At 69.5% G+C, this 18381-nt stretch carries 16 protein-coding genes; 13 read left to right on the top strand and 3 right to left on the bottom strand.

From position 1 onward, the window contains the following. Positions 1–106: 106 nt before the first annotated feature. Positions 107–1261: an AAA family ATPase gene (locus tag MZTS_RS13830; protein WP_192284287.1), complete on the bottom strand. Its 1155-nt coding sequence runs from the start codon at positions 1259–1261 to the stop codon at positions 107–109. 98 nt (positions 1262–1359) lie between these two features. Further along, entirely contained in the window at positions 1360–2349 is a 990-nt protein-coding gene (locus MZTS_RS13825; RefSeq protein WP_192284286.1) for a polyphosphate kinase 2 family protein, read from the bottom strand. Between the two features lie 155 nt (positions 2350–2504). Between MZTS_RS13825 and MZTS_RS13820 the strand changes: the two genes are divergently transcribed. From MZTS_RS13820 to MZTS_RS13790, 7 genes are all read left to right on the top strand, one after another. After that, positions 2505–3101 carry a histidine phosphatase family protein gene (locus MZTS_RS13820; protein WP_192284285.1) on the top strand — a complete coding sequence of 199 codons (597 nt, stop codon included), beginning with the start codon at positions 2505–2507 and terminating at the stop codon, positions 3099–3101. A 136-nt stretch (positions 3102–3237) separates the two neighbouring features. After that, positions 3238–3975: an NUDIX hydrolase gene (locus tag MZTS_RS13815; protein WP_192284284.1), complete on the top strand. Its 738-nt coding sequence runs from the start codon at positions 3238–3240 to the stop codon at positions 3973–3975. Position 3976: 1 nt separating this feature from the next. Further along, positions 3977–4957, top strand: coding sequence for an SPFH domain-containing protein (locus MZTS_RS13810; protein WP_192284283.1), 981 nt, complete (start codon positions 3977–3979; stop codon positions 4955–4957). A gap of 18 nt (positions 4958–4975) precedes the next feature. Next, the gene (locus MZTS_RS13805) at positions 4976–5893 is read left to right on the top strand and encodes an NAD(+)/NADH kinase (protein WP_009865238.1); all 918 of its coding nucleotides are present in this window, start codon (positions 4976–4978) and stop codon (positions 5891–5893) included. A 248-nt stretch (positions 5894–6141) separates the two neighbouring features. Next, positions 6142–10227 carry a Pls/PosA family non-ribosomal peptide synthetase gene (locus MZTS_RS13800; RefSeq protein ID WP_192284282.1) on the top strand — a complete coding sequence of 1362 codons (4086 nt, stop codon included), beginning with the start codon at positions 6142–6144 and terminating at the stop codon, positions 10225–10227. A gap of 84 nt (positions 10228–10311) precedes the next feature. Beyond that, positions 10312–10524, top strand: coding sequence for a DUF5397 family protein (locus MZTS_RS13795; RefSeq protein ID WP_192284281.1), 213 nt, complete (start codon positions 10312–10314; stop codon positions 10522–10524). After that, positions 10524–10802 (top strand): virulence factor, encoded by a 279-nt coding sequence (locus tag MZTS_RS13790; protein ID WP_192284280.1) that lies wholly within the window; start codon positions 10524–10526, stop codon positions 10800–10802. Before MZTS_RS13795 ends, MZTS_RS13790 begins: the two co-directional genes overlap by 1 nt. Before the next feature lie 21 nt (positions 10803–10823). Here the strand turns inward: MZTS_RS13790 and MZTS_RS13785 are convergent, their stop codons facing one another. Further along, positions 10824–11480, bottom strand: a complete 657-nt coding sequence (locus tag MZTS_RS13785; protein ID WP_017484188.1) for an alpha/beta hydrolase — start codon at positions 11478–11480, stop codon at positions 10824–10826. Between the two features lie 282 nt (positions 11481–11762). Here MZTS_RS13785 and MZTS_RS13780 point away from each other — a divergent pair, with 282 nt between their 5' ends. The 6 genes from MZTS_RS13780 to MZTS_RS13755 all read left to right on the top strand — a co-directional run bounded on the left by MZTS_RS13780 (position 11763) and on the right by MZTS_RS13755 (position 18350). Next, a complete protein-coding gene (locus MZTS_RS13780; protein ID WP_192284279.1) occupies positions 11763–12935 on the top strand; it encodes a cysteine desulfurase family protein in 1173 nt (390 codons plus the stop codon). Positions 12936–13006: 71 nt separating this feature from the next. Further along, positions 13007–14476 carry a Fe-S cluster assembly protein SufB gene (gene sufB / locus MZTS_RS13775; RefSeq protein WP_192284278.1) on the top strand — a complete coding sequence of 490 codons (1470 nt, stop codon included), beginning with the start codon at positions 13007–13009 and terminating at the stop codon, positions 14474–14476. Between the two features lie 130 nt (positions 14477–14606). Next, positions 14607–14732: a hypothetical protein gene (locus MZTS_RS25480; RefSeq protein WP_281397047.1), complete on the top strand. Its 126-nt coding sequence runs from the start codon at positions 14607–14609 to the stop codon at positions 14730–14732. 15 nt (positions 14733–14747) lie between these two features. After that, positions 14748–15500: a Fe-S cluster assembly ATPase SufC gene (gene sufC / locus MZTS_RS13765; protein WP_192284277.1), complete on the top strand. Its 753-nt coding sequence runs from the start codon at positions 14748–14750 to the stop codon at positions 15498–15500. Next, complete coding sequence (locus MZTS_RS13760; RefSeq protein ID WP_192284276.1) at positions 15500–16822, top strand: SufB/SufD family protein; 1323 nt, start codon at positions 15500–15502, stop codon at positions 16820–16822. The genes sufC and MZTS_RS13760 overlap by 1 nt, the downstream gene beginning before the upstream one ends. A 283-nt stretch (positions 16823–17105) precedes the next feature. Next, the gene (locus MZTS_RS13755; protein WP_192284275.1) at positions 17106–18350 is read left to right on the top strand and encodes a cysteine desulfurase; all 1245 of its coding nucleotides are present in this window, start codon (positions 17106–17108) and stop codon (positions 18348–18350) included. The last annotated feature ends 31 nt before the right edge of the window (positions 18351–18381 follow it).

Raw genomic sequence — 18381 nt, 5'->3', positions numbered from 1 at the left:
TGCGCATCGTCCCGAAAGGGGGATACCGGCTTTCGGAAAAAGACGGTGCTCTCGGCGTCTCCTCTCCCGGCCCCGGCGGCCCCGCCCAAAGCGCGATCCCCACGCTTCACTCCTCGTCGTCATCGGAAAAGTCGCCGGCGAGCCGCAGGCCGTCGATCCAGGTCGCGCCTTCGCGCTTGAGCACGACGCGCGGACGCACCCCGCCCTGTCCGGCGACCGCTGCGGCGAGGCGCTCGGAATGCGTCACCAGCCAGACCTGCGTGCGCTGCGCCGCCCGCACGATCATCCGCGCCAGGGGGGCCATCAGATCCGGGTGCAGGCTGGTCTCGGGTTCGTTCAGGGCGAGGAAGGGCGGGAGCCGGTAGGCCAGCAGCGTGCCCGCCAACGCGAGGTAGCGCAGCGTCCCGTCGGAGAGTTCGGCGGCCGCGAAGACCCGCTTCGGGTAATCGGGCAGGATCAGCCCGAACCGCGCCTCCCGCTCCGGCTCCGGCACCACGAGGCGGGCGCCGGGAAAGGCATCGGCGATGGCCGCGTCGAGATCGGCGGTGTCGCCGCGGATATGGGTGAGGGTGGCGAAGACGGCCGCGAGGTCGCCGCCGTCGGAGGACAGCATCGGCGTCGTCACCGCGAGGCAGGGGCGGCGCAGGGGAGACCCGGCATCGGTGCGGATGTCGTGGTAGAAGCGCCACGCCCCCATCGCCTGCCGCACGATCTGCAATTCGGGAAAGCGCACGGCGTCCTGGAGCGCGGACAACGCCGTCTCGGTCGGCAGCAGATCCTGGCCGATCGGGCGCTTGCGGCCTTCCTCGTCGCGGACGGAGCCGGTGGGGCCGTCGCGGTCGAGCACCGTGACCGGCCGGGCGCCGGCTCGGACGATGAGCCGCTCCGTCTTCACCTGGGGTTCCAGGGCGAAGGCGGCTCCGTAGATCCTGCCCCCGGCCTGGGGCACGAGACCGACCTCGACCGCGTAGCCGTAGGCTTGGCCGTTGGCCTCGTCGAGCAATTCGACGCCGAGCCGCATCCGGGCCGGCTCGTTCCGGCGGCGCGGCCCGGCCCAGAGCACCGAGTCCATCCCGCCCTCGGCGGCGAGCGCCCGGGTCAGGCCGCCCTGGCCGGCGGTCTGAAGCAGGGCGAAGGCGCGGTACAGGTTGGTCTTGCCGGTGCCGTTGCCGCCGACGAAGACCGAGAGCGGCCCCACCGGAAACCGGATGCTTCTGAGCGACCGATAGCCGGCCACCTCGATCTCGCGAACCGTCGGCATCGAGGCCCCCGCGCTTGAGCGGGAGAGTGTAACCGTTCAGGCGACGATTCGAGGAGGCCGGAACTTGTGAACAGGCCGGATCTTGGCCCCGCGGCGGATCAATCCGGGACCTTGATCTTGTCGAGGCCCGGACGCGGCTCGGGAAAGTGCGGGTCCATCGCTTCGAGCGTGTCGGCGATGGTGCGGGCGACCATCAGGTTGCGGGCCCATTTGCGGTTGGCCGGCACCACGTGCCAGGGGGCGTAGGGGGTCGAGCAGCGGCAGAGCGCGTCGTCGAAGGCGCTCTGGTAGGCGTTCCAGCTCTCGCGCTCCACGAGGTCGGCGGGGTCGAACTTCCAATGCTTGGTCGGGTCGGCGAGGCGGGCCTCCAGGCGCGCCTTCTGCTCGTCCTTGGAGATGTGCAGGAAGAACTTGAGGATCACCGTGCCCGAGAGGGTGAGCAGCCGCTCGAAGTCGTTGATGAGCCCGTAGCGCTCCCGCCACGTCTCCTCCGGCACGAGGCCCTTCACCCGCACCACCAGCACGTCCTCGTAATGGCTGCGGTTGAACACGCCGATCAGGCCGCGGCCCGGAGCGCGGGCGTGGTAGCGCCACAGGAAATCCTGATCGAGCTCCTCCGCGCTCGGCACCTTGAACGACCAGACCCGGCAGCCCTGCGGGTTCACCCCCTCCAGCACGCTCCGGATGGTGCCGTCCTTGCCGCCGGTATCGATCGCCTGGAACACCACCAGCAGGCTGCGGCGGCGCTCGGCGTAGAGCTTTTCCTGCAGGGCCTTGATGCGCTCCCGCTGCGCCTCGAGCGCGGCCTTGGCCTCGGCCTTGTCGAGGCCGCCGGTCGCGTTCGGATCGACCGAGGCGAGGCTGAAGCGCTGGTCCGGCGCGACGGTGACGATGCCCGGGGCCGCCGGAGGCAGGACCGGGTGGAGATGCGGCGACAGGCTCGGCGCGGTGCCCGCCCCGGCATCGGCCGCGCGGGCCCAGCGGGCGGAGGAGGGCGGATGGTCGCCGACCGGTGCCGCCTGCGACTTTGTTTCCCGCGCTTTCTCCGCCTGAGACCCCTTGCCGTCCTTGCCGTTCTTGCGCGCCATGCCGAAAATTATCCGCTCACGAGCCGATCGCGGGGCCGCCAGCCGGGCCCGCAGGAAGGGAAAAGCTTGAGCTCCCAACAGATGCGCCGCCGCTGCCGTTCCCGATCCGGCGCTGGGGGGATGCCGGGGCTGCGCCGCCGCAGCGGGGCGGCCGCGTGAGCGACGGACCGACGATCTGGTTCGTGCGCCACGGCCAGACCGACTGGAACGCGGAGGGCCGCCTTCAGGGCCACCGCGACACCGATCTCAACGCCTATGGTCTGGTTCAGGCCGGGGAGGCGGCCAAGCGCCTGCGCCGTGTGGCGGGGGCGGTCCTGCCCACCGCCGATTACGTGGCCAGCCCGCTGACCCGGACCCGCCGGACCATGGAGGCGATTCGCGCCGATATCGGCTTGCCGCCCGCCGGCTACCGCACCGATCCGCGCCTGAGGGAGATCGGCTTCGGCAGCTGGGAGGGCCGGACCTGGGCCGAGATCCGGCGGCGCGATCCCGCCGGGGCCGCCGCCCGCGACCGCGACCGCTGGGGCTACCGGCCCCAGGGCGAGAATGCCGAGAGCTACGCCATGGTCGAGGCGCGGGTGGAGGAGGTGGTGGCGGAGTTGCGCCGCCCGACGGTGATGGTCGCCCATGGCGGCGTCGCCCGGGCGCTGCTGGTCGTCTACGGCCATCTCGACATCTACGCCGCCCCGCGCATCGGCATCCGCCAGGGCAGCATCCTCGTCATCGATCCCGGCGGCTGGCGCTGGGCCTGAGGTCGTCTCCGCAAACATCGTTCTCGCCGGGGCCGAAACCGGAAGGCCGGCCGGCATCGCCAAGCGTCGCGTTGACATATATCCATCTTGCGCATAGCTAAGACGCGAGTTGGATATAAGGGGATGGGGCGGCGTCATGATCCAAGCCGAATCGGAGGCCGCCTTCCTGGCGCGCTACGATCCCGCCGATTACGCCCGGCCGGCTTTGACCGTGGATCTGGTGCTGCTCGGCCTGCAGGGCGGGCAGCCGGCCGTCCTGCTCGTGAAACGCGCCGAGCACCCCCATGCGGGGCGCCACGCCCTGCCCGGCGGCTTCGTCGGGATCGGCGAGGCGCTCGATGACGCGGCCGGGCGTGTCCTGCGCGAGAAGGCGGGGGCGCCGCCGGCTCATCTGGAGCAGCTCTACACCTTCGGCGCGGTGAACCGCGATCCGCGCATGCGCATCGTCACGGTCGCCTATCTCGCCCTGCTGACCGAGGCGGCCTTCACCGAGGTTCTGGCGCGGACCCCGGCCCTGCAGCCGGGCCGCGTCGCGGTGCCCTGGGCCGGGGAGGCGGGCGGCCCGGTCACGGTCCTGTCGGCCGGAGGCGAAGTCCTCACGCTCGCCTTCGACCATGCCGAGATCGTCGCCCTCGCCATGCTGCGGCTGCGGGGCAAGCTCGACTATTCGGAGGTCGGCTTCGCCCTGCTGCCCGACCTGTTCACCCTGCGCCAGCTGCAGGACGTGCACGAGGCGATCCTCGGGACGCCCCTCAACAAGCCCGCCTTCCGCCGCCGGATGCTCGACCGCGGCTGGCTCGAACCCACCGGCCGGCTCGAGACGGGCACCTCCTACCGCCCCGCCGAGCTGTTCCGCTTCCGGAAAGGAGACTGACATGGCCACGATCCGTCGCTTCGGCGTCCTCTCGCAGCTGAGGAGCGAGGCCAGCCGCTACGTGATCCGGTTTCGCAACGGCCGGGCGCGGCAGAGCGGGCGCGGCCTCGTCTTCTGGTTCCGCCCGGAGACGGCCAGCGTCAGCGAGGTGCCGATGGACGACCGCGAGATGACTTTGTTCGTCCGTGGCCGCAGCCAGGACTTCCAGACGGTGGCGGTGCAGGGCAGCGTCGGCTGGCACGTCGCCGATCCCGCCCGCCTCGCCGCCCGGGTCGATTTCTCCCTCGATCTGCGCACCGGCCGGCTCCAGGGCGAGCCGGTCGAGAAGATCGAGGCGCGCATCGCCGGCCTCGCCAACCAGACGGTGCTGCAATTCCTGGGGCAGGCGCCGGTGCGGGCCCTGCTCGATGCCGGGCCTGAGGCCCTGCGCGGGCAGTTGCAGGCGGCCCTCGGGACCGACCCGTCGCTGGCCGAGATCGGCGTCGCGGTGGTGTCGGTGCGGCTGACCAACCTCGCGCCGTCGAGCGAATTGGAGCGCGCCCTGCAGACGCCGACCTACGAGGCGCTGCAGCAGAAGGCGGACGAGGCGACCTTCGCCCGCCGGGCCCTGGCGGTGGAGAAGGAGCGCGCCATCGCCGAGAACGAACTCGCCACGAAGACCGAACTGGCGCGGCGGGAGGCGCTGCTGATCGCGGAGGAGGCGCAGAACGCCCGCAACCGGGCGGAGGCGCGGGCCGAGGCGGAGGGCATCGCCGCCGGGGCGGAGGCCGAGCGCATCCGTGTGGTCGAGGGCGCACGGGCGGAGGCCGAGCGGGCGCGCATCGCGGTCTATCGCGACGTGGCGCCGGGCACCCTGCTGGGCCTCGCCGCCCAGGCTCTGGCGGGCAAGCTCGACACCATCGAGCACGTCACCGTGACGCCGGACCTGCTCGCCACCGTGCTCGGCGAGTTCCGCCGGCCGCCGACCCTCACGCCGCGCTGAGGCGAAAGGACGAATGCCATGGCCGCACTCGCGCCGCGGGCGGTCTTCGTCACCCGCGAGACCGATTACGAGCTGCTGATCGCCCGGCACGCCACCAGGGGCCAAGCACGCTTCTTCCTGGAGAGCCGGGGTCAGGGACTGGCCGAGGTGGAGGCGCGCCATGACCGCTTCCACGCCGTGCTGGCGCGGGCCAGGGCCACGGTGCCGGGGGAGTGGCGCCAGGCCTCGGTGCGGCGGGCCGATCTCGACCGCTTCCTGTTCGGCCCCGACGACGTGGTCGTCGCCGTCGGCCAGGACGGGCTGATCGCCAATGTCGCGAAGTATCTCGACGGCCAGCCGGTGATCGGGATCAACCCGGCCCCCGACCTCTATGACGGGGTGCTGGTGCGCAACCGCGTCGAGGGCCTGGGCCGGCTGCTGCCGGCGAGCGTCGCCGGGGCGGTGGCGATCGAGCAGCGCACCATGGTCCAGGCGGTGCTCGACGGCGGCGAGCGCCTATTCGCCCTCAACGAGATCTTCGTGGGTCATCGCGGCCACCAATCCGCCCGCTACCGGATCGAGGCGCCGGACGAGGGGGGCATCGCGGCGGAGGAGCAGTCCTCCAGCGGGCTGATCGTCGCCTCCGGCACCGGAGCCACCGGCTGGGCGCGCTCGATCGCCGAGGCGACCGCGCTCGGCCTGCCGCTCGCGCCCGAGGAGCGGGCGGTCGGCTACTGGGTGCGCGAGCCGTTCCCGAGCGTCGCCACCGCCACCCGGCTACGGGCCGGCAAGCTCACCGATGCGGATCTGGTGGTGACCTCGCGGATGAACGAGGGCGGGGTGGTGTTCGCCGACGGGATCGAGCACGACTTCCTCGGCTTCGGCTGGGGCCGGCAGGTACGGCTCTCGCCCGCCGCCCGCACGCTTCACCTGGTGGCCGGGCAAGGGGCAGGGTGAGGGACGCGTCAGTCGCGGTGGTGGGCGCGGCGTTTGTGAACGCACGTTTCTTCGCCGTCGGCTCCGTGTAAGGAACGACCCTCGGGGTCTCGCGGAAGGCGGCGCCCCGGCCGAAAACTCCGTGACGGCGCAATCATGTCGCAAAACCGCCAAGGGCGCCGCCCATTGGGCCTCAGGAGTGGGGCCCGGCTACCGGTCGCGCGCAGCGAGATGATCGGCCGGACACGACAAGCGGCAGCGGAGCATCGATGAGCGGTCTCGCCGAGAAAAGCCGGAACCGGCAGGACGGCGGATGGGGGGAGGGCCCCGACGGCCGCGCCGTCCTGCGCGGCGCCACGCGCCCCGACCTGATCCGCCGGGAAACCCTGGCCGCTTTGTTCCGGGCGAGCGCCGCGGAACGCGCGGACGCGCCCTGCCTGATCAACGCCGCCGAGCCCGGGGTGGAGGGCCGCCGCCCGGTCCTGACCTATGCGCAGGTCGATGCCCGTTCCGATGCCATCGCGGCGGGGCTCGCCAGCCGCGGCATCGGCCCCGGCGACGTGGTCGGCCTGTGGATGGCCCGCGGCACCGAATTGCTGATCGCGCAGATCGGCATCACCAAGTCCGGCGCCGCCTGGCTCCCCTTCGATGCCGAGGCACCCGCCGACCGGGTCGCGGTCTGCCTAGGGGATGCGGCGGCCAAGGCGCTCCTCGTCTCGGAGGCCCTGCGGCCCCAGGCACCGGAGGGCACGCCGCCCGTCACCAGCACGGAGCTTCTGGCGGCGGGGCAGGGGAGGCCAGCGCCCGATCTCGAGGCCGCCGGCCTGACCCCGGAGCACCCGGCCTACCTGATCTACACCTCGGGCTCGACCGGCGTGCCGAAGGGCATCGTCATCAGCCATGCCAATATCTGCCACTTCCTGCGCGCGGGGAACGCCGTCTACGGCATGCGCGCCGACGACGTGGTGTTCCAGGGCGCCTCGGTCGCCTTCGATCTCTCGATGGAGGAGATCTGGGTGCCCTATCTGGTGGGCGCCTGCCTGTTCGTGGCGAGCCCGGCCATGATGGGCGATGTGGAAGCCCTCCCCGCGATCATCGCCGAGGCCCGCGTCACCGTGCTCGACACGGTGCCGACCCTGCTCGCCATGATCCCCGGCGATCTGCCCAGCGTCCGCCTCGTCCTGCTCGGCGGCGAGGCCCTGCCCGAGCCACTGGTGGCGCGCTGGGCGACGGACCGGCGGCGCCTGTTCAACACCTACGGGCCGACCGAGGCCACCGTGGTGGCGACCGCCGCCGAGATGAAGCCGGGCCGGCCCGTCACCATAGGCGGCCCGATCCCGAATTACTCGGTCTATGTCGCCGACGAGGCGCTGACCCTGTTGAAGCCCGGCGAGCAGGGCGAATTGCTGATCGGCGGCCCCGGCGTCGCCAAGGGCTATCTCAAGCGGCCGGAGCTGACGGCGGAAAAGTTCGTCGCCAACCCCTACCCGTCCGACGGGACCGATCCGGTCCTCTACCGCTCGGGCGATGCCGTCTCGATGACGGCCGACGGCGACATCGTCTTCCACGGCCGCATCGACGATCAGGTCAAGATTCGCGGCTTCCGGGTCGAACTCGGCGAGATCGAATCCCGCATCCGGGGGGAGGCCGGCGTCAATCAAGCGGCGGTGGTGCTGCGCCGGGACGACGAGGTCGACCGGCTGGTGGCCTTCCTCGTCCCCGAGCGCGGGGCCGATCTCGACCGCGCGGCGCTCCGGAAGAGCCTCGCGGCGCAGATGCCGCCCTACATGGTGCCCGGCCATTTCGAGACCGTGGAGACCCTGCCGCGGCTCACTTCCGGTAAGGTCGACCGCAAGGCGCTGCGGATCGCTCCGCTGACCGTCGCGGTGGCCGAGGGTGAGCAGGAAGCGCCCGACAACGAGACCGAGGCCGCGCTTCTGGCAGCCGCCAAGAGGGTGTTCGGCGACCAGCCGATCGGCTTCGAGGCGGATTTCTTCTCCGAACTCGGCGGCCATTCCCTGCTCGCCGCCCGCTTCGTCGGCGCGGTGCGCGAGATCCCGGCGCTCGCCGGCATCACCCTGCAGGACGTCTATACCGGCCGGACGCTGCGGACGATGGCGTCACACCTGATCGAGCGGACCGGCGGCGTCGGCGCCCAGACCGCCGTGCGGGATCTGAGCTTCGCCCCGCCCCCGCTGCTGCGGCGGGCGCTGTGCGGCCTCGCCCAGGCCGTGGCTTTGCCCTTCGTGATCGCGCTGGCCACGGCGCAGTGGCTCGGCATCTTCGTCACCTACCTGCTGCTCACCGGCGGAGGGCTCGGTTTCTGGGGCGAACTCGGCGTCCTGCTGCTCGTCTATATCGGCATCAACGCGGTGACGGCGGCGGTCGCCATCGCCGCCAAATGGCTGATCCTCGGGCGGACCAAGCCGGGGCGCTACCCGCTCTGGGGGGTCTATTATTACCGCTGGTGGCTGGCGCAGCGCCTGACGCCGCTGGTGCACATCAAGTGGCTCCAGGGCTCGCCGGCCATCGTCGCCTATCTGCGCCTGCTCGGCGCGAAGATCGGCGAGGACGTGCTGATCTCCGATCTCGATGTCGGCGCGGCCGACCTCCTGAGCATCGGCCGCGGCTCCTCCCTCGGCGGCCGGCTGGTGATCGCCAATGCCGAGGTCGTCGGCGACGAGCTGGTCATCGGCCCCGTCGAGATCGGCGAGGACGTCGCCATCGGCACCTCCTGCGTCATCGGCCCCCGCACCGTGATCGGCGACCATGCCGAGATCGCCGACCTCACCACCGTGCCGGCCGGCACCGAGATCGGCACGGCCGAGGCCTGGGACGGATCGCCGGGCCGCCGGGTCGGCACCGTCGATTTCGCCGATCTTCCCGAGCCGGCCACCGCCTCGCCGGCGCGCCGGGCGGCCTTCGGCGCGGTCTACGCCTTCCTCCTGGCGGCGGTGCCGGCGGTCGGCCTGCTGCCGATCTTCCCGGCCTTCTACATCTTCGACCAGATCTCCGATCAGCTCTCGGAGATCACCGACGTCGATTACCACACCTACCTGCCGCTGCTGACCTGGCCGACCGCCATGCTGATGACGGCGGGCACGGTGCTGCTCATCGCCGCCATCCGCTGGGCGGTGCTGCCGCGGGCGACCCACGGCACCTACTCGATCTGGTCGGGCTTCTACCTGCGCAAATGGCTCGTGGCGCTCGCCTCCGAGGTGACCCTGGAGACGCTCTCCTCGCTGTTCGCCACCGTCTACATGCGGGCTTGGTACCGGCTGATGGGCGCGCGGATGGGCCGGGGCGCCGAGATCTCGACCAATCTCGGCTCCCGTCACGACCTCGTTTCGGTCGGCGCGAACAACTTCATCGCCGACGAGGTGGTGGTCGGCGAGGAGGAGATCCGCCGCGGCTGGATGCATCTCCATCCGGTCGAGACCGGCGCCCGCGTCTTCGTCGGCAATGACGGCGTGCTGCCGCCGGGGGCGCGGATCCCCGACGACGTGCTGATCGGCATCAAGTCGAAGCCGCCGGCCAACGAGACGATGGCGCCGGGCGAAACCTGGTTCGGCTCGCCGCCGATCCGCCTGCCGGTGCGCCAGAAGGTCGATCTCGGCTCGGCCGCCCAGACCTTCGAGCCGAGCAAGGCGGCCAAGCTCCGGCGCGGCCTGTTCGAGGCCTTCGCCACCTCGTTCTCGCCGATGCTCTACATCTCGCTCGCCATCTGCACGATCGACTTCGTGTTCTACCCGGCCATCCTCGCCGAGGATTGGGCCGGGCTGGCCTTCGCCTTCGTGGCCGCCAGCGTCGTCATCGCGCTGATCCAGACCACGAGCGTCATCGTTCTCAAATGGCTGCTGATGGGCACCTACCGCCCCGGCATGCGTCCGATGTGGTCGTGGTGGGCGATGCGGACCGAGGCCATCGCGGTGGCCTATTGGGGCCTGGCCGGCAAGGTGCTGCTGGAGCACCTGATGGGCACGCCTTTCCTGCCCTGGGTGCTGCGCCTGTTCGGCGTGAAGGTCGGCAAAGGCACCTGCCTGCTGATGACCGACATCACCGAATTCGATTGCGTCACCATCGGCGACTACGCGGCGGTCAACCGCTCGGCGGCGCTGCAGACTCATCTCTACGAGGACCGGATCATGAAGGTCGGCCGGGTCGAGATCGGGCGCGGCGTCTCGGTGGGGGCCTTCTCCACCGTCCTCTACGACACCAGGGTCGGCGACTTCGCCCGGCTCCGCCCGCTCACCATCGTCATGAAGGGCGAGTCGATCCCCGCCCATTCGGAATGGGAGGGCGCGCCCGCCGTGCCGGTGCTGCACGCGGTCGCCGAGCCGGCGAGGGTGGCCTGAGCGATGCGGCGACATCTCGGCGCCACGGACAATCCGTGCGATGGTGTCGGAACCGGTTTTGACCCTGCGAGAGCGAGGATGCCGATGCGCGATGCAAAGCCCGCCGCCCTTCCAGAGCCGCGCACCTTGATCGGATCCTGGCGACGGTTCGGTGCTGTTGGGCCGGTCTACGAGATCGTCGGCTTGGGAGCGCCGCGACCGCAGGAGGCGCTCCGCATGCGGGTCCGCGTCCTGGAAACGGGGGAGGAACTCGACTACCCGCTCGCGGACATCCTCGACGATCCCAGGGAGCGCTGATGTTCGCAATTGCCTTCGATCTGGTGGTTGCGGAGACGCAAGTCCATCATCCGAAAGGTGTTGCGCAGGCCTATGGCGATATCCGCACAGTGCGTGCTCAGCAGGGCTTCGACTGGATCCAGGGCAGCCTCTATGTCAGCCGCAACGAGGATCTCGCGAAGCTGTTCGCGGCAATTTCGGCGTTGAAGGCGCTGCCCTGGTTTCCGGCTTCCGTACGCGATCTGCGCGCCTTTCGCGTCGAGCAATGGTCCGACTTCACGGCGACCGTCAAAGGCTGACGGCCGCCGGGGGCTTCGGCCTTACGCCGCCTCGGTCTTCGCACCGAGGCGCTTGTCGAGATAGGTGTCCACGGTCTGGGTCAGCTCGTCGACCTTGCCGTCGAAGAAGTGGTTGGCGCCCTCGACCATCTGGTGCTCGATGATGACGCCCTTCTGCGTCTTCACCTTCTCGATCACCGGGATCACCTCGCGGGCCGGGGCCACCCGGTCCTCCGAGCCGTGCACGAACAGGCCGGAGGAGGGGCAGGGGGCGAGGAAGGTGAAATCGTAGCGGTTGGCCATGGCGGCGATCGAGATGAAGCCCTCGATCTCCGGGCGGCGCATCAGCAGCTGCATGCCGATCCACGAGCCGAACGACACGCCGGCGATCCAGCAGGATTTCGCCTCAGGGTTGACCGACTGCACCCAATCGAGGGCGGCCGCCGCGTCCGAGAGTTCGCCCGAGCCGTGGTCGAACGCGCCCTGGCTGCGCCCGACCCCGCGGAAATTGAAGCGCAGGGCTGCGAATCCGCGATTGGCGAAGGTGTAGAAAAGATTGTACACAATTTGATTGTTCATCGTGCCCCCGAACTGGGGGTGGGGATGGAGCACGATCGCGATCGGCGCACCCTTCTTCTTGGGCGCCTGATAGCGGCCTTCCAGTCGGCCGGCCGGGCCGGAAAAGATGACTTCGGGCATGGTGTCCTCAAGATGATCCGCACCCCGCCGCGCGATTCCGAAAAGGAACGGCGCAAGGGTACAGGCAATAGGGCCGGCACGATGCCGGCCACGGCTTGACTCGTTGCGCGCGCCACTTACAAGCGCTCTTAGAATAATTCTAGACGATTAGAACTATTCTAAACTGAAGCTCGCAACCCGACACGGTGCGGAGGCACGCGATTCGCGCGGCTTAGCACGGGGGAGGGGGGCAAAATCAAGAAAATCAGGATTCGGCAGGACGATGCGGAGCGGAACGGCGGGATGACTTCAGCAGCGCGCAGCTATCTCGATCACAACGCGACTTCCCCGGTGCGCCCGGAAGTCGCGCTGGCGGTCGCGCGCGCGCTCGACTTGCCCGGCAATCCCTCCTCGATCCATGCCGAGGGCCGCGCGGCGCGCCAAGCCCTGCAACGGGCCCGGGGCCAGCTCGCCGCCCTGCTCGGCGTGGCCTCCGACGCCGTCACCTTCACGAGCGGCGGCACCGAGGCTGCCAATGCCGTGCTCTCCGGCGCCCTGCACAAGCAGGGTTTCCCGGCCCCGACCCGGCTGATGATCTCCGCCACCGAGCATCCCTGCGTCTCCGCCGGCCACCGCTTCGCGCCCGGTGCGGTCGATGTCTTGCCGGTGGATGCGGCCGGACTCCTGCGGTGCGACGCGCTGGCGGAGCGGCTCGACGTCTGCCGCGACGAGGCGGTGCTGATCTCCGTCCAGGCGGCCAACAACGAGACCGGGGTGGTGCAGCCGCTCGCCGAGATCCTGCGGCTCGCCCGCGCCCATGGTCGCGCCATGGTCCACAGCGACGCGGTGCAGGCGGTGGGCAAGATCCCGCTCGACGCCGCCGCCCTCGGGCTCGATGCCCTGACCCTGTCCGGTCACAAGTTCGCGGCGCCCAAGGGGGTCGGCGCGATGGTCCTCGCTCCGGGCGTCAGCCTGGAGGCGGCCTTCCTGCGCGGGGGCGGCCAGGAGGCGCGCCTGCGCTGCGGTACCGAGAACTTGCCCGGCATCGTCGGCCTGGGCGAGGCGGCGGAGATCGCCCGCCACGCCCTCGCCGACGAAGGCATCCGGCTCGCGGGCCTGCGCGACGCCCTTGAGGCGCGCCTGCGGGGGATGGTCCCGGATATCGTCGTGTTCGGGGAGGGGGCGCCGCGCCTGCCCAACACCCTGAGCTTCGCCGTGCCGGGCCTCGAGGCCGCCACGGCACTGATCGCCCTCGATCTTGCCGGCCTGTCGGTCTCGTCGGGCTCGGCCTGTTCCTCGGGCAAGGTGGCCCGTTCCCCGGTCCTCGCGGCGATGGGCGTGAGCCCTGCGCTCGCTGCGGGGGCCCTACGCGTCAGCTTCGGCTGGAATTCGCGGGATGTGGACCTCGAACGCTTCGTTGCGGGGTTCGAACGGCTCGCCGCATCCCTATATCAGCGGCGAGGGCAGGCAGCCTGAGCGCCGCCCGCCCAAGCCATTTTCGTTGGAAACCCCCGGTCCTTGACGCCGGAGTCGGTAGGAGACGTTGAATGCCTGCAGTGCAGGAGACCATCGATCGGGTGCGTTCGATCGACCTCGACCAGTACAAGTACGGCTTCGAGACCGTGATCGAGATGGAGAAGTCCGAGAAGGGCCTCTCCGAGGACGTGATCCGCTTCATCTCGGCCAAGAAGAACGAGCCGGCATGGCTGCTCGAATGGCGCCTCGACGCCTACAAGCGCTGGCTCACCATGAAGGAGCCGGAATGGGCGCGCGTCGCCTATGACAAGGTCGATTACAACGACATCTACTACTATGCCGCGCCGAAGCGGCAGGGCCCGGAATCGCTCGACGACATCGATCCCGAGATCCTGAAGACCTACGAGAAGCTCGGCATTCCCCTGCGCGAGGTCGAGGCGCTGGAAGGCATCGCGCCCGAGCGCCGCGTCGCGGTCGATGCCGTGTTCGATTCGGTCTCGGTGGCGACCACCTTCAAGAAGGAGCTGGAGAAGGCCGGCGTGATCTTCATGCCGATCTCGGAAGCCGTGCGCGAGTACCCGGACCTCGTGAAGACCTATCTCGGCTCGGTCGTGCCGGTGACCGACAACTTCTTCGCGACCCTGAACTCGGCCGTCTTCTCCGACGGCTCGTTCGTCTACATCCCGCCGGGCGTGCGCTGCCCGATGGAGCTGTCGACCTACTTCCGCATCAACGAGCGCGATACCGGCCAGTTCGAGCGCACCCTCATCATCGCCGACAAGGGCTCCTACGTCTCGTATCTCGAGGGCTGCACCGCCCCGAAGCGCGACGACAACCAGCTCCACGCCGCGGTGGTCGAGCTGGTGGCGCTGGAGGATGCCGAGATCAAGTACTCGACCGTCCAGAACTGGTATCCCGGCGACAACGAGGGCAAGGGCGGCATCTACAACTTCGTGACCAAGCGCGGCGATTGCCGTGGCGCCCGCTCGAAGATCTCGTGGACGCAGGTCGAGACCGGCTCGGCCATCACCTGGAAGTACCCGTCCTGCATCCTGCGCGGTGACGACTCTCGCGGCGAGTTCTACTCGATCGCGGTGTCGAACGGCATGCAGCAGGTCGATTCCGGCACCAAGATGATCCATCTCGGGCGTAACACGACCAGCCGGATCATCTCGAAGGGCATTTCCGCCGGCCGCTCGCAGAACACCTATCGCGGCCTCGTCTCGGCCCACAAGAAGGCCAAGGGCGCCCGCAACTTCACCAACTGCGACTCGCTCCTGATCGGCGACCAGTGCGGGGCGCACACCGTGCCCTACATCGAGTCGAAGAACGCCTCCGCCGTCTTCGAGCACGAGGCCACCACCTCGAAGATCTCCGAGGACCAGAAGTTCTACTGCCAGCAGCGCGGCCTCTCCGAGGAGGAGGCGACCGCCCTCATCGTCAACGGCTTCGTCCGCGACGTGCTGCAGCAGCTGCCGATGGAGTTCGCGGTGGAGGCCCAGAAGCTGATCTCCATCAGCCTCGAAGGCTCTGTGGGCTGACGACCTTCGATTCGGACGTGCCGCGTGCAGCCCATCGGCACAGCGCGCGGCACGCCGCCGAGGTGAGAAGCAGTGCCGCGTGCGGCTGCTTCTATGGCCTGGACACGTTCGCACCGGACGAGATCGGAGCGTGGTTGCCGATGACGGCACCACGCTCTGTCCCCGGTGCGGTGTCGACGCAGTGATCGGTGACCTGCCCGGAGATCCGGTTCAGAGCGCCGCCTTCCTGCGGGCGATGCATCAGGAATGGTTTTGAAGGACTTGGACGGACATGCTTGAGATCAAAAACCTCGTCGTGCAGATCGAGGACAACCGTATCCTCAACGGCCTGAACCTCACCGTGAACGACGGCGAGGTCGCCGCGATCATGGGCCCGAACGGGTCGGGCAAGTCGACGCTCTCCTACGTCATCGCCGGCAAGGAGGATTACGAGGTTCTCGACGGCGAGATCCTGCTCGACGGGCAGAACATCCTGGAGATGGCGGCCGATGAGCGCGCCGCCGCCGGTATCTTCCTGGCCTTCCAGTACCCGCTGGAGATCCCCGGCGTCGGCACGATGACCTTCCTCAAGGCCTGCCTCAACGCCCAGCGCAAGGCGCGCGGCGAGGACGAGCTCTCGACCCCCGATTTCATCCGCGCGGTGAACGCGGCCGCCGACAAGCTCGAGATCAACAAGGAGATGCTCAAGCGCGCCCTCAATGTCGGTTTCTCCGGCGGTGAGAAGAAGCGCATGGAGATCCTCCAGATGGCGCTCTTGCAGCCCAAGTTCTGCGTGCTCGACGAGACCGATTCCGGCCTCGACATCGACGCCCTGCGCATCGTCTCCGAGGGCGTGAACGCGCTGCGGGCGGAAGGCCGTTCCTTCCTCGTCATCACCCACTATCAGCGGCTCCTGAACCACATCGTGCCCGACACCGTGCACGTCATGTCGAAGGGCCAGATCGTGAAGACCGGCGGCAAGGAGCTGGCGCTCGAACTCGAGGCCTCCGGCTATGCCGAGTACCGCGCGAGCGAGGCTGCGTAATGGCCGACGTCACCAATCTCCGCTCCCCCGCCGAGGCCGGGCTCTCCAAGCTCTTCGAGTCCGCGCGCAAAAGCTTCGCCAGCGAGCAGGCCATCAGCCGCGAGGAGGCGTTCCGCTTCTTCGAGGCGACCGGCCTGCCGAGCCGCCGGGTCGAGGCGTTCAAGTACACGGACCTGCGCGCCGCCATCACCGAGGCCGCCCCGCCGGCCGAGGCGCCGTCCGAGGAGGCCGCGCGGTCCGCTGCCGCCGGGGCCAAGGGGTTCGCCGAGGTCGAGGCCGCGCGCCTCACCTTCGTCAACGGCCACCTCGTCGCCGCCCTGTCGGATCTCGACCGGATTCCCGAAGGCGTGACGGTGACTCCGCTCAACGAGGCGCTGGCGCAGGGCGATGCCCGCCTGACGCTGCTGGCTCCGGTCGAGCAGGTGCGCGAGAACCCGATCTATCAGCTCAACACCGCCTTCCTGGCCGATGGTGCGCTGATCTCGGTGGCCGCCGGCGCCAAGCCCGCGACGCCGCTGCACCTGCGCTTCATCGGCACCGGCGACACCGCCTTCTCGACCGCGACCCGCGTGCTGGTCGAGGTCGGCGCCGGTGCGGAGTTCTTCCTGCTGGAGAGCCACGAGGGGCCGGCCGGGCTGACCTATCAGCCCAACGATGCCCTCGACGTGCGCATCGGCGAGGAGGCCGCCTTCCGCCACACCCGGCTCAACCGGGAAGGGGACGCGGCCATCGCCCTCTCGACGCTCTCGGTGCGGCTCGACGCCCGGGCGCAGCTCGAGACCGTCAACCTCGTCACCGGCGCCAAGCTCTCGCGTCATCAGATCTACCTGCATGTCGCGGGTGAGGACGCTAACGCCGTGGTCAACGGCGCGGCCCTCCTCGGCCATGGCCAGCTCGCGGATTCGACCCTGCTCGCCGACCATGCGGCGACGGGCGGCGTCGGCCGCGAGATGTTCAAGACGGTGATCGACGGCGATTCGACCGGCGTGTTCCAGGGCAAGATCATCGTCCGCCAGGTCGCGCAGCAGACCGACGGCAAGATGAAGTCCGACTGCCTGCTTCTGACCGACGACGGTCAGATGATGAACAAGCCGGAGCTGGAGATCTTCGCCGACGACGTTGCCTGCGGCCACGGTGCCACCTGCGGCGCGCCGGACGAGGATCTGCTGTTCTACCTCATGGCCCGCGGCCTGCCGCGCGCGACCGCCGAGAGCCTGCTGGTGCAGGCCTTCGTCGGCGAGGCGGTGGAGACGGTCACGCACGAGGGCGCCCGTGACGCGCTGATCGGCGGGATCGAGGCGTGGCTGGCGGCGCGGGGCTAAGCGCCGACACCTTCCCAACGGATCTCGGGCTTGCCCGAGATCCGCAAGGACCTGCCCAAATCGGGCAGGCCTGACTGGGGTGGGAGAGGGCTCATCGCCCGCATCGTCCCAATCCTGATCTCATCCCGAGATGCCCGTATCGACGGGCCTCGACGGAGGGCTCCAGGGATCGTGACGGCATCTGGAGCCCTCCTTCGAGGCCTCCGCTGCGCTCCGGCACCTCAGGATGAGGGGCGGAGTGGGATCGACGGCATTCTGGCCGGTACGCTTCGAGGTCGAGACGATGAACGCACCCGTCCCCGCCACTCCCTATGATGTCGAGGCGATCCGGGCCGAATTCCCGATCCTCTCGGAAAAAGTCTACGGCAAGCCGCTGGTCTATCTCGACAATGCCGCCTCGGCGCAGAAGCCGAGGGCGGTGATCGACGCCATGGTCTCCTGCATGGAGACCGGCTACGCCAACGTCCATCGCGGCCTGCACTACATGGCCAATGCCGCGACCGAGGGGTTCGAGGGCGCGCGCGAGACCACGCGCCAGTTCCTCAACGCCCGCTCGACCGACGAGATCATCTTCACCCGCAACGCGACCGAGGCCTACAACCTCGTCGCCTCCTCCATGGGCTGGGCCGGGCTGATCGGGGAGGGGGACGAGATCATCCTCTCGATCATGGAGCACCACTCCAACATCGTGCCCTGGCACTTCCTGCGCGAGCGGCGCGGGGCCGTCATCAAGTGGGCGCCGGTGGACGACGACGGCAACTTCCTGGTCGAGGAATACGAGAAGCTGTTCAGCCCGCGCACCAAGATGGTGGCGCTCACCCATATGTCGAACGTGCTCGGCACGGTGACGCCGGGTGAGGAGATCGTGCGCATCGCCCATGCCCACGGCGTGCCGGTTCTGCTCGACGGGGCGCAGAGCGCGGTCCACCGCCCCATCGACGTGCAGGCGCTCGATTGCGACTTCTTCGTCTTCACCGGCCACAAGGTCTACGGCCCGACCGGGATCGGCGTCCTCTACGGCAAGAAGGAATGGCTGGATCGGCTGCCCCCCTATCAGGGCGGCGGCGAGATGATCCGCACGGTGACCCAGGATGCGATCACCTACAACGATCCGCCCCACCGCTTCGAGGCGGGCACGCCGGCGATCATCGAGGCGGTCGGTCTCGGCGCGGCTTTGGAATTCATGATGAAGCTCGGCCGCGAGAACATCGCCGCCCACGAGGCGATGCTGACGGCCTATGCCCAGGAGCGGCTCGGGGCGATGAACTCCGTGCGCCAGATCGGCCATTCCCGCAACAAGGGCGGCGTCATCGCCTTCGAGGTCAAGGGCGCCCATGCCCACGACATCGCCACCGTGATCGACCGTCAGGGCGTGGCCGTGCGCGCCGGCACCCATTGCGCGATGCCGCTGCTCACGCGCTTCGGTGTCACCTCCACCTGTCGCGCCTCGTTCGGCCTGTATAATACCACTCAGGAAATCGACGCGCTGGCCGAGGCCCTGGCCAAGGCCGAGACGCTGTTCGCCTGACTGTTCTGGAACGTTTCGGCCGCCCTGTGTG

The organism is Methylorubrum zatmanii, assembly GCF_014845115.1.
In the GTDB taxonomy this organism is placed as follows: domain Bacteria; phylum Pseudomonadota; class Alphaproteobacteria; order Rhizobiales; family Beijerinckiaceae; genus Methylobacterium; species Methylobacterium zatmanii.
Note: the sequence above shows the minus strand (reverse complement) of the source record. Positions and strands in the feature narration are given on the sequence as shown.